Raw genomic sequence first — 11,836 nt, forward strand, 5'->3', positions numbered from 1 at the left:
TCACTGCTCCTTGTGGGAGAGGGCACGCACGGTGCGGGACGGGCTCGGTCGGCCCAGCTGGTCGGCCATCCAGACGCTGGTCGCGGTGAGACGGCCGAGGTCGACCCCGGTCTCGATGCCGAGGCCGTGAAGCATCCACACGAGGTCTTCGGTGGCGAGGTTTCCGGTGGCGCTCTTCGCGAACGGGCAGCCGCCGAGGCCGCCCGCGGAGGCGTCCACGGTGGTCACTCCGTGCTGGAGCGCGGCCAGGGTGTTGGCGAGCGCCTGGCCGTACGTGTCGTGGAAGTGCACGCCGATCCGGTCGGTCGGCACGCCCTGTTCGTTGAGCGCGGCGAGCAGTGCCTGCACGTGGCCCGGCGTCGCGACGCCGATCGTGTCGCCGAGGCTCAGCTCGTCGCAGCCCATGTCGACGAGCGCCTTGCAGACGCGGACGACCTGGGCGACGGGCACCGCGCCCTCCCACGGGTCGCCGAAGCACATGGAGAGGTAGCCGCGTACGTGGACGCGGTCGTGCGCCGCCTCCGCGTCCTTGGCGTGCGCCACCACCGGCTCGAACATCGCGAGGGCCTCGTCCACCGTGCGGTTCAGATTGGCCTTGGCGAAGGACTCGGTGGCGCTGGCGAACACGGCGACGCGGCGGGCGCCGAGCGCGAGGGCGCGGTCGAGGCCGCGGTTGTTGGGGACGAGGACGGGCAGGTGGACGCCCTCGATGTCCCGGATCATCGGGAAGAGCCGCTCCGCGTCGGCCAGTTGGGGCACCCACTTGGGGTGCACGAAGCTCGTCGCCTCGATCGTGGTCAGGCCCGCGTCGGCGAGGCGGTGCACGAACTCCGCCTTCACCTCCGTCGGGACCGCCGTCTTCTCGTTCTGCAGGCCGTCGCGGGCACCCACCTCGTGGATGCGGACGCGGGGCGGCAGGTCCTGGGTCGGTACGACCATGGGCAGTCGGCCGGGTCCTGCGGTCATGCCGCGTCCTCCTCTGCGGGGGTCACGACGGCGAGCACCTGGTCCATGGCGACCGTGGTGCCCGGGGTGACGTCGAGCTCGGTGACGGTGCCGGCGTGCGGGGCCGAGATGACGTGCTCCATCTTCATCGCCTCCACGACGAGGAGGCTCTGGCCCGCGGTGACCCGGTCCCCGGGGGCGACCTTGACGACGGTGACGGTGCCGGGCATGGGGGCGGTGAGGGCGTCGGCGCCGGTGTGGGCGGCGCCGGTGAGCGCGGCTTCCACGGGGTCGTGGTCGCGTACGTCCCAGGCGTCGCCGTCGCGGCCGAGCCAGGTGCCGGCGCGGTGGTAGCGGTGGGGCCCTGCCGGGGGCTCCCCGGAGTCGACCTCGACGCTGCCGTCGGCGGTGAACCGGGTGCGTACGGATACGGGATCGTGCCCCGGCACCCGCAAGTGGTGCACGGTCCACGCGGCTTCACCGCCGAGCCGCCACCCATTGGGCACGGAGAAGGGGTCCACCCAACTCCCGGTGTCCTTGGCGGCGGTGCTCACCCGAGCCAGCGCAGCGGCCCGGTACACCTCAGCCGGTACCTCCCCGTCCACCAGCGACTCCGCCTCGCGCTCCACCAGACCCGTGTCCAACTCCCCAGCCACCACGGCCGGATGGGCAAGCAGCCTCCGCAGGAACCCGGTGTTCGTCGGCACCCCGAGAATCACCGTCTCCGCGAGCGCGGCGCGCAGCTTGCGCAGGGCCGTCGCGCGGTCGGGCCCGTACGCGATGACCTTCGACAGCATCGGGTCGTACAGGCTGCCGACCTCCGTTCCCTCGCTGAGGCCGGAGTCGGTGCGCACGCCGTCGCCGGAGGGCTCGCGCAGCATGAGGACCGTGCCGCCGGACGGCAGGAAACCGCGCGCGCCCTCTTTCATGGACACGGTTTCGGCGCAGATGCGGGCCTCCACCGCGTGCCCGGTGAGCGTGACGTCGTCCTGCGTGAAGGGCAGGTGCTCGCCCGCCGCCACCCGCAGCTGCCACTCCACCAGGTCCAGGCCCGTGATCAGCTCGGTCACGGGGTGCTCGACCTGGAGGCGGGTGTTCATCTCCATGAAGTAGTACGCGGACGGGTCGGCGCCCGGGACGATGAACTCGACGGTGCCCGCACCCACGTAACCGCAGGAGCGCGCCGCCTCCACCGCGGCGGCACCCATCGCGGCGCGCGTCGCCTCGTCGAGCAGGACGCTCGGCGCCTCCTCGATGATCTTCTGGTGGCGGCGCTGGAGGGAGCACTCGCGCTCGCCGAGGTGGACGACGTTGCCGTGGGCGTCGGCGAGGACCTGGATCTCGATGTGCCGGGGGCGGTCGACCCAGCGCTCCACGAGGAGCGTGTCGTCGCCGAAGGAGGCGCGCGCCTCACGCCGGGCGGCCGCGATCTCCTCGCCGAGGAGCGCGGCGTCGCGGACCAGGCGCATGCCCTTGCCGCCGCCGCCCGCGGACGGCTTCAGCAGGACCGGCGTGCCGATCTCCCGCGCGGCCGCCGTGAGTTCGGCGTCGGTGAGGCCGCTGCCGGACGAGCCGGGGACCACCGGCACCCCGGCGGCGCGCACCGTCTCCTTGGCGCGGATCTTGTCGCCCATGAGGTCGATCGCGGAGGCGGGCGGCCCGATGAAGGCGAGGCCCGCGTCCGCGCAGGCCGCGGCGAACGCGGCGTTCTCCGCGAGGAAACCGTACCCGGGGTGGACGGCCTGGGCGCCGGACGCGGCGGCGGCCTCAAGGAGGCGGTCGGCCGAGAGGTAGCTCTCGGCGGCCGGGGGCGGGCCGATGCGCACCGCCGTGTCGGCCTCGCGCACGTGCCGGGCGTCGGCGTCCGCGTCGGAGTGGACGGCCACCGAGCGGATGCCGAGGGAGCGCAGCGTACGGATGACGCGGACGGCGATCTCGCCGCGGTTGGCCACGAGGACCGTGTCGAACATGCTCGTCCCGTGCGTACTCGTCCCGTACGTACTCGTCCTGTGCGTGCTCATCGCGTGCGTACCCCTCACATCCGGAAGATGCCGAAGCCGCGCTCGCCCAGGGGCGCACCGGCACAGGCGGTCAGGGCCAGGCCGAGCACCTGGCGGGTCTCCAGCGGGTCGATGACGCCGTCGTCCCACAGCCGCGCCGTGGCGTAGTAGGCGTTGCCCTGCTCCTCGTACTGCGCGCGGACCGGGGCCTTGAAGGCCTCCTCGTCGTCCGTCGACCACTGCTCGCCGCGCGCCTCCAACTGGTCGCGCTTGACGGTCGCGAGGACGGACGCGGCCTGCTCGCCGCCCATCACGGAGATCTTGGCGTTGGGCCACATCCACAGGAAGCGGGGCGAGTAGGCCCGGCCGCACATCGAGTAGTTGCCCGCTCCGTAGGAGCCGCCCACCACGACGGTCAGCTTCGGCACGCGCGCGCAGGCCACGGCGGTGACCATCTTCGCGCCGTGCTTGGCGATGCCGCCCGCCTCGTAGTCCCGGCCCACCATGAAGCCGGAGATGTTCTGCAGGAACACCAGCGGGATGCCGCGCTGGTCGCACAGCTCGATGAAGTGGGCGCCCTTCTGGGCGGACTCGGAGAACAGGATGCCGTTGTTCGCGACGATCCCGACCGGGTGGCCGTGGATGTGCGCGAAGCCGGTCACCAGGGTCTGGCCGTACTCCGACTTGAACTCCGCGAAGCGGGAGCCGTCGACCACGCGCGCGATGACCTCGCGTACGTCGTAGGGGGTGCGGGAGTCCACCGGCACCGCGCCGTACAGGCCGAGCGGGTCGACCTTCGGCTCCTCGACGGGGCGGACCTCCCAGGGGAGGGCGCCGCGCGCGGGAAGCGTGGAGACGATGGTGCGCACGATCCGCAGGGCGTGCGGGTCGTCCTCCGCGAGGTGGTCGGTCACTCCGGAGACGCGGGAGTGGACCTCGCCGCCGCCCAGCTCCTCGGCGGTCACGACCTCGCCGGTGGCGGCCTTCACCAGGGGCGGGCCGCCCAGGAAGATCGTGCCCTGGTTGCGGACGATGACGGCCTCGTCGCTCATCGCCGGGACGTACGCGCCGCCCGCCGTGCAGGAGCCGAGGACCGCCGCGATCTGCGGGATGCCCGCGCCCGACATCCGCGCCTGGTTGTAGAAGATCCGCCCGAAGTGCTCCCGGTCGGGGAAGACCTCGTCCTGCATCGGCAGGAAGGCGCCGCCCGAGTCCACCAGGTACACGCACGGCAGGCGGTTCTCCAGGGCGATCTCCTGGGCGCGCAGGTGCTTCTTGACCGTCATCGGGTAGTACGTGCCGCCCTTGACGGTGGCGTCGTTCGCGACGATCACGCAGTCGCGGCCGCTGACCCGGCCGACGCCCGCGATGACGCCGGCGGCCGGCGCCTGTCCGTCGTACATCCCGTCGGCGGCAAGCGGCGCCAGCTCCAGGAACGGGGACCCGGGGTCAAGGAGGGCGTCCACCCGGTCGCGCGGAAGGAGCTTGCCGCGCGCGGTGTGCCGCGCCCGCGCCTTCTCGCCGCCGCCGAGCCGGGCCGCGGCCAGCTTGCCGCGCAGCTCGTCGACGAGGGCGCGGTGCGCCGACTCGTTCGACCGCCAGGCGTCCGAGGCGGGGTCTGCCGCGCTCGCGAGGACCGGTGCCTGTTGCATCCGCTTGTGCTCCCATGGTTAGTGAGCGTTAACGTCTGCTCGTAAGGTTAACGACCGCTAACCGCGCTGTCTAGAATTGTTTCCATGGCCACCAGGACCGACGCCCCCACCCGCCGCGAGCAGATCCTCAAGGAAGCCGCCCGCCTGTTCGCCGAGCGCGGCTTCCACGGCGTCGGCGTCGACGAGATAGGCGCCGCCGTCGGCATCAGCGGGCCCGGTCTCTACCGGCACTTCTCGGGCAAGGACGCGATGCTCGCCGAGCTGCTCGTCGGCATCAGCGAGCAGCTGCTCACCGGCGGCAAGCGGCGCGCCGCCGAGGCCGCGGGCGCGCCGGAGGCGGCCCTGGACTCGCTCATCGAGGGCCATATCGACTTCGCCCTCGACGACCGCCCGCTCATCACTCTCCACGACCGCGAGCTGGACCGCCTGCGGGACAGCGACCGCAAGATGGTGCGCCAGCTCCAGCGGCAGTACGTGGAGCTGTGGGTGACGGCGGTCCGCGAGGTGTATCCGGGGCTCGCCGAGGCGGAGGCGCGGGCGTCCGTCCACGCGGTCTTCGGGCTGCTGAACTCGACGCCGCACCTCGGGCGGCCGGGGTCCCTGCCCGGGCGTGAGGACATGGCGCGGCTGCTGCACCGGCTCGCGCGGGGAGCCCTGGCCGCGGCGGCAGCGTAGTCGTGGGGCGCCGTCGATCGCGGCCTTCGGCCTGGCTCGTCCTCGATCGCCGGACGGGCTTCGACTGCTCCCGTGACAGTTATGGCTCTGGACGGTCACAGTAACCCGCGGGTAACGTCAAGGCTGAGCAAGCGCTTAGTCGAGGGAGCGAACCGTGCGGCGTACCGTTTTCAACGAGGACCACGAGGCCTTCCGGGAGACCGTCCGGGCCTTCATCGAGGCCGAGGTCGTCCCGGTCTACGACGACTGGTACGCGGCGGGCCAGGCGCCCCGCGACTTCTACCACAAGCTCGGTGACCTCGGCGTCTTCGGCATCCGCGTCGAGGAGGAGTACGGCGGCGCGGGCATCGACTCGCACAAGTTCGAGGCGGTCATGTACGAGGAGACGGCCCGCGCGGGCGTCTCCTTCGGCGGCTCCGGCGTGCACGTGCTGCTGGGCCTGCCCTACCTCCAGATGCTCGCCACCGACGAGCAGAAGAAGCGCTTCCTGCCGAAGTTCGTCACCGGAGAGGAGATGTGGGCCCTCGCCATGACCGAGCCGGGCACCGGCTCCGACGTCGCCGGGATGAAGACCACCGCGAAGCTCTCCGACGACGGCACGCACTACGTCCTCAACGGCGCCAAGACCTTCATCACCGGCGGCGTGCACGCCGACCGCGTGATCGTGTGCGCCCGCACCTCCGCGCCGCGCGAGGACGACCGCCGCTTCGGCATCTCGCTGTTCGCCGTCGACACCAAGGCCGAGGGCTACTCGGTCGGCCGCAAGCTCGACAAGCTCGGCCTGAAGGTCTCCGACACCGCCGAGCTGGCCTTCGTCGACGTCAAGGTCCCGGTCGAGGACCTGCTCGGCGAGGAGAACAAGGGCTTCGGCTACCTCGGGCACAACCTGGCGTCCGAGCGCTGGGGCATCGCCTTCGGCGCCTACGCTCAGGCCAAGGCCGCCGTGCGGTTCGCCAAGGAGTACGTCCAGGAGCGCACCGTCTTCGGCAAGTCCGTCGCCTCCTTCCAGAACACCAAGTTCGAGCTGGCCGCCTGCCAGGCCGAGGTGGACGCCGCGCAGGCCGTCGCCGACCGCGCCCTGGAGGCCCTGGACGCGGGCGAGCTGACCCCGGCCGAGGCCGCGTCCGCGAAGCTGTTCTGCACCGAGGTCGCACACCGCGTCATCGACCGCTGCCTCCAGCTGCACGGCGGCTACGGCTTCATGAACGAGTACCCGATCGCCCGGCTGTACGCCGACAACCGGGTCAACCGCATCTACGGCGGCACGAGCGAGGTCATGAAGATGATCATCGCGAAGGACATGGGGCTGTGAGCGAGCCCCTCGGACCTCTGGACGCCCTGATCGAGCTGCTCGACCTGGAGCGGATCGAGCAGGACATCTTCCGCGGCGAGAGCCGGTCGGCGCTGGTGCCGCGGGTCTTCGGCGGGCAGGTCGCGGCCCAGGCCCTCGTCGCCGCGGGCCGCACCGTGCCCGGCGACCGGGCCGCGCACTCGCTGCACGCGTACTTCCTGCGCCCCGGCGACGCGGGCGCGCCCATCGTCTACACCGTCGACCGCATCCGCGACGGCCGCTCCTTCACCACGCGCCGGGTCGTCGCCGTGCAGCACGGACAGCCGATCTTCCATCTGTCGGCGTCGTTCCAGGCGTACGAGGAGGGGCTCGAACACCAGGTCCGGATGCCGGCAGCGCCGGACCCGGAGAGCCTGGAGACGGCCGCCGAGATGCTGCCGCGCCATCTGCCCGCGGGGGTCGCCCAGCGGCTCGTCGAGGCCCGCGCCGCCGTCGACCTGCGGTACGCGGAGGCGCCGCCGTGGGGCACCGTCGGGCAGCCCCGCGAGCCGCACTCCCAGGTGTGGTTCCGCACCAACGGCAAGCTCGACGCGGAGCCCGCGGGGTCGCTCCTGCACCTGTGCCTCGCCACGTACGTGTCCGACATGACGCTGCTCGACTCCGTGCTGCTCGCGCACGGGCGCGGCGGGTGGGCCGTCGGGGACGTGGTCGGGGCCTCGCTCGACCACGCGATGTGGTTCCACCGGCCGTTCCGGGCCGACGAGTGGCTCCTGTACGACCAGGAGTCGCCCTCGGCGGGGGCCGGCCGTGGCCTTGGGCAGGCGCGGATCTGGACGCAGGACGGGAAGCTCGCGGTGACCGTCATCCAGGAGGGGGTCATCCGGGTTCCCCGGGAGCGGGGGCCGTCGGCCTAGGGCGCGGCCGGCCCGAGGGCGGGCGGCCGCTCCGCGGCCTTCAGTCGGTCACCAGGCCCGCCTGGTCCAGCAGATACGCCGTCAGCGGGTCGTAGAACCGCGGGCTCGTCACATGGTCGTCCAGCGGCACCGTCACCTGCACCGTGCCCTCCGCCTCGGCGATGAACAGGGCCGGGTCGTTGCAGTCCGCGTACCCCACGGAGTCGATGCCGCGCTGGCCCGCGCGGCCCGCCCAGCCGTGGTCGGCGACGACCAGGTCCGGCAGCGGGCGCTCCTCGCGCAGGAGTCCGTCGAGGATCGCGTTCATCGGCTCCGGCGAGTGCGTGTGCCACAGCGTCGCGCCGCGCTCCAGGACCGCCACGTCCGCGAACTGGAACACGAACCCCTCGTCCGCCGTGAGCCCCTCCGGGATGACGACGACCTCGCAGCCCGCGGCGCGCAGCGCGGCCGCCGTCGCGCGGTGCACGTCGAGCAGGCCCCCGGGGTGGCCGGTCGCGAAGAGCACCCGCTCCTTCGCGGACGCGGCCTTGCGCAGCCGGCCCGCCATCCGCTCCAGGGCGTCGACCGTCAGCTCCGGGTCGATGGTGTCCTGGCCAAGACGGTGCTCCGGGTCGTCGATCACGCCGCACCGCTCGGCCATCACCGCGAGCACGTCCTGCTCGTCGCTCCAGCGGTCGCCGAGTTCCAGGCCCAGCCAGTAGTGGCGGTCGCCGTTCGCGAGCTTGCGGTAGTGGGAGAGGTTGTTCTCGCGCGGCGTCGCGACGTCGCCCGCGATGCGGGTGCGGACGAGGTGGTCGACGAGCGCGGCACGGCTGGGTATCGGCATGCGTCCATTGTGCCGGGCACGTACGACTGGCGTGGGCGGGTTATGGGTGCGGCGGTCCTTCGGGTGCGGCGCCGTTGGGGTTGTTCGCGCCCACGCGGCGAAGCCGCTCAGAGACACAGCCCCGCGCCCCTTCGGGGCGGCTCAAGGCGAACCACAGCTCCATGCGGACGTCCGGGTCGTCCAGGTCCGCGTCGAGGAGGGCCGCGCAGCGGGCGATGCGCTGGCGCACGGTGTTGCGGTGCACGGAGAGGGCGGCCGCGGTGCGGTCCCAGCTTCCGTGCAGGGACAGCCACGTACGCAGGGTCTCGGCCAGCGGTCCGGTCCCGTCGAGCGGCCCGAGCAGCACGCGCGCGTGCGCGTCGGCCTCGGCGGGCGCGACCAGGGCGGCCAGGCCCGTCTCCCGGTGCCGCACGAGGGCGGCGCGGGTCGCCTCCGCCCGCCGCAGGGCGCGGTCCGCCTGGGCGTCGGCGGCGGCGAGCCCGTCGACACCGACGGGAGCGGAGACCCCGAGCACCCACCCGCGCTGCGCGGCGACCTCGCGGTCACCGGGAAGCAGCAGCACGACCCGCTCACCGTCCCCCGCGCCCGGACCCGCGCCGTGTTCGTCCATCAGCGTGCTGCCGAGCGCCGCCGCCAGGGACGCCGGGGTGGGCGGTGTCCGGTCCTCGCCCGGCTCGTGGGTGCCGCGGTGTGCGCGGGCGTGGATCACCGTCCAGTGGTCGGCGCCGAGGAGGGGGGCCGTGTCCTGGGGGGCCGCGCCGAGCAGGAGCCGGACGAGGGCCGCCGAGCGTGCGGACTCGGCCGCGCCCTGGTGCGGGGCGGTGAGCAGCGACAGGAGTACGGCGGCGACCCCGGCCACCGTGTGGTCGCCGGGCTCCCGCTGCCGCGTGCCGACGCCGAGCGCGAGCCCGTGCGCCCCGGCGAGCGCGTACGCGGCGAGGTGGGTGCCGTCGACGGTGTCGGTGGCGGACGAGGGGGTGGGGCGCCCCACCGGCCCGGTCCGCCCCTCCGGCTCCGCCGGGTGCCGTGCCGCCCCGGCGAACTCCGATGAGTGCCGTACGCCCCTGCCGGGCTCCGCCGGGTGTCGTACGCCCCTGCCAGGCTCCGTCGGATGCCGTACGCCGCCGCCGGGCTCTGCCGGATGCCGTACCACCCCGCCAGCCTCCGCCGTATGCCGCACGCCCCCGCCGGTCTCGGCCGGATGCCGTACCACCCCGGCGAGCCGCTCAAGCGCCGCCCGTGCCGCCGGGCCCGGCTCCGTGCCCGCGGTCTGCGCCGCCGTCCCGTCGGCGGCGTACAGCGCCGCGAACCCGCCCAGGCGCACCGCCAGTTGACGCAGCAGGGCGGGCACCGGGTCCGGCCTCGCCGCCGCGGCGGCGAGGCCCTGCTGGGCCTGGGCGACGCGGCGCAGCTCCGCGTGCCTGGCCTCGGCCATCAGCTGCCACACCGCCCGCGCGACCCCGCTGAACGTCGTCCGCGGCGGCACTTCGAGCAGCGGCAGGCCGTGCCGGTCGCACGCCGCGACCAGGGCGCGCGGCACCGTGTCGTGCACCGGCGCGACGCCGAAGCCGAGCGCCGCGCCGCCCGCCGCCACGATGCGGGACACATAGGCGTCCAGGTGGGTGTCGGCGTCCGTGTCCGGGACGTGCACGCCCGCCGTGAGCAGCAGCTCGCCGCCGAGGAGGTACGGGTACGGGTCGGCCATCTCGGACGTGTGCACCCAGTGGATGTCGGTGCCCGCCGCGGCCGGGCCCGCGATCTGGCGCAGGCCGAGCTCGTCGTGCGCGAGGAGGGCGGTCAGCGGGACCGGGGGAGTGGGCGGGGCCGGCGGGGCCGACGGCGGTGGGGCGAGGTCCGCCATGATGGACGTTCCCTCCATCCGGGCCGGGGAAAGTAGATGAAACGTACACTTCAGCGCTGCTTTCCGGCCACCTAGGGTCGTGCCGACCGTCACACCGAGGTCGTCCCCCTCAGGCACGTGAAGGAGAGATACCCATGGCTGTCGACTACGCAGTGATCGTCGTGTATCTCGCGGGGATGCTCGGCATGGGCTGGTGGGGCATGCGCCGCGCCAAGTCGAAGGCCGAGTTCCTGGTCGCGGGCCGCCGCCTCGGGCCGTGGATGTACTCCGGCACGATGGCCGCGATCGTCCTCGGCGGCGCCTCCACCATCGGCGGCGTCGGCCTCGGCTACCAGCACGGCCTGTCCGGCGCCTGGATGGTCTTCACCATCGGCCTCGGCCTGCTCGCCCTCTCGGTGTTCTTCTCCGCCCGCATCGCGCGCCTGAAGGTCTACACCGTCTCCGAGATGCTCGACCTGCGCTACGGCGGCCGCGCGGGCATCCTGTCCGGGGTCGTCATGTGGGGCTACACGCTGATGCTCGCGGTCACCTCGACCATCGCGTACGCCACGATCTTCGACGTCCTCTTCGACGTGAACCGCACGCTCGCCATCGTCATCGGCGGCTCCATCGTCGTCGCGTACTCGACGCTCGGCGGCATGTGGTCGATCACGCTGACCGACATGGTGCAGTTCGTGGTGAAGACCATCGGCGTGCTGCTTCTGCTGCTCCCGATCGCCGTCGTCAAGGCGGGCGGCTTCGGCGAGATGAAGGCGAAGCTGCCCGGCGAGTACTTCGAGCCCCTCGGCGTCGGCGGCGAGACGATCTTCACGTACGTCCTGATCTACACCTTCGGCATGCTCATCGGGCAGGACATCTGGCAGCGCGTGTTCACCGCCCGCAGCGACAAGGTCGCCCGGTGGGGCGGGACCGTCGCCGGTACGTACTGTCTGGTGTACGCGCTCGCGGGCGCCGTCATCGGCACCGCCGCGAAGGTCATGTACCCGAACCTGCCGAGCGCCGACTCCGCCTTCGCGACCATCGTCAAGGACGAACTGCCCATGGGGGTGCGGGGGTTGGTGCTCGCCGCCGCCCTCGCCGCCGTGATGTCCACCTCCTCCGGGGCGCTGATCGCCTGCGCGACCGTCGCCAACAACGACATCTGGTCGCGGCTGCGGGGCGCTGCCGCGCAGGGGGAGCCGCACGACGAGGTGAAGGGCAACCGCGCCTTCATCCTCGTCATGGGGGTCGCCGTCATCGGGGTCGCCATCGCCCTCAACGACGTCGTGCAGGCGCTGACCGTCGCGTACAACCTGCTGGTGGGCGGGCTTCTCGTGCCGATCCTCGGCGGGCTGCTGTGGCGTCGTGGCACGGGGGCCGGGGCGCTCGCCGCCGTCGTCGCGGGTGGTGTGTCGGTCATCGGCCTGATGTGGCACTACGGCATCCTCGCCAACGAGCCCATCTACTACGGGCTGTTGACGTCGCTCGTGGTGTACGTGGGGGTGTCGGTGGCTACGCGGCCCACCGATGCGGTGACGTTGGCGGCGTGGCGGGAGCGGTTGGCTGGGCGCACGCCTGAGGTGACGGCACCGGAGGCGTCGATGACGGCTTGATTTCCCCCACCCCGCCCCTTCCCGAAACCAGGGGGCTCCGCCCCCTGGACCCCCTTTTGTCCGGCGCTGCGCGCCTCGTC

The 11,836-nt window shown here is 73.0% G+C and carries 9 protein-coding genes; 4 read left to right on the forward strand and 5 right to left on the reverse strand.

Annotated elements, in window-relative coordinates:
• From ACFWZ5_RS26535 to ACFWZ5_RS26545, 3 genes are all read right to left on the reverse strand, one after another.
• Positions 1 to 966, reverse strand: a complete 966-nt coding sequence (locus ACFWZ5_RS26535) for a hydroxymethylglutaryl-CoA lyase (protein WP_384805625.1) — start codon at positions 964 to 966, stop codon at positions 1 to 3.
• Positions 963 to 2,915, reverse strand: a complete 1,953-nt coding sequence (locus ACFWZ5_RS26540) for an acetyl/propionyl/methylcrotonyl-CoA carboxylase subunit alpha (RefSeq protein WP_384891330.1) — start codon at positions 2,913 to 2,915, stop codon at positions 963 to 965. The genes ACFWZ5_RS26535 and ACFWZ5_RS26540 overlap by 4 nt, the downstream gene beginning before the upstream one ends.
• A 65-nt stretch (positions 2,916 to 2,980) precedes the next feature.
• The gene (locus ACFWZ5_RS26545) at positions 2,981 to 4,597 is read right to left on the reverse strand and encodes a carboxyl transferase domain-containing protein (protein WP_384804431.1); all 1,617 of its coding nucleotides are present in this window, start codon (positions 4,595 to 4,597) and stop codon (positions 2,981 to 2,983) included.
• Between the two features lie 84 nt (positions 4,598 to 4,681).
• On the opposite strand from ACFWZ5_RS26545, the gene ACFWZ5_RS26550 reads away from it, so the two are divergent.
• The 3 genes from ACFWZ5_RS26550 (at position 4,682) to ACFWZ5_RS26560 (ending at position 7,477) form a co-directional block, all read left to right on the forward strand.
• Positions 4,682 to 5,272: a TetR/AcrR family transcriptional regulator gene (locus tag ACFWZ5_RS26550; RefSeq protein WP_384804429.1), complete on the forward strand. Its 591-nt coding sequence runs from the start codon at positions 4,682 to 4,684 to the stop codon at positions 5,270 to 5,272.
• Positions 5,273 to 5,426: 154 nt separating this feature from the next.
• On the forward strand, positions 5,427 to 6,584 hold the full coding sequence (locus ACFWZ5_RS26555) for an acyl-CoA dehydrogenase family protein (RefSeq protein ID WP_384804427.1): 1,158 nt from the start codon (positions 5,427 to 5,429) through the stop codon (positions 6,582 to 6,584).
• Positions 6,581 to 7,477, forward strand: coding sequence for an acyl-CoA thioesterase (locus ACFWZ5_RS26560; protein WP_384804425.1), 897 nt, complete (start codon positions 6,581 to 6,583; stop codon positions 7,475 to 7,477). Before ACFWZ5_RS26555 ends, ACFWZ5_RS26560 begins: the two co-directional genes overlap by 4 nt.
• A gap of 40 nt (positions 7,478 to 7,517) precedes the next feature.
• Here the strand turns inward: ACFWZ5_RS26560 and ACFWZ5_RS26565 are convergent, their stop codons facing one another.
• The gene (locus tag ACFWZ5_RS26565) at positions 7,518 to 8,303 is read right to left on the reverse strand and encodes a phosphatase (protein ID WP_384804423.1); all 786 of its coding nucleotides are present in this window, start codon (positions 8,301 to 8,303) and stop codon (positions 7,518 to 7,520) included.
• 40 nt (positions 8,304 to 8,343) lie between these two features.
• Positions 8,344 to 10,164 carry a PucR family transcriptional regulator ligand-binding domain-containing protein gene (locus ACFWZ5_RS26570; RefSeq protein ID WP_384804421.1) on the reverse strand — a complete coding sequence of 607 codons (1,821 nt, stop codon included), beginning with the start codon at positions 10,162 to 10,164 and terminating at the stop codon, positions 8,344 to 8,346.
• Positions 10,165 to 10,298: 134 nt separating this feature from the next.
• Between ACFWZ5_RS26570 and ACFWZ5_RS26575 the strand changes: the two genes are divergently transcribed.
• Entirely contained in the window at positions 10,299 to 11,756 is a 1,458-nt protein-coding gene (locus ACFWZ5_RS26575; RefSeq protein ID WP_384804419.1) for a sodium:solute symporter, read from the forward strand.
• Positions 11,757 to 11,836 lie beyond the last annotated feature (80 nt).

The organism is Streptomyces sp. NPDC059003 (assembly GCF_042740445.1).
Lineage (GTDB): Bacteria > Actinomycetota > Actinomycetes > Streptomycetales > Streptomycetaceae > Streptomyces.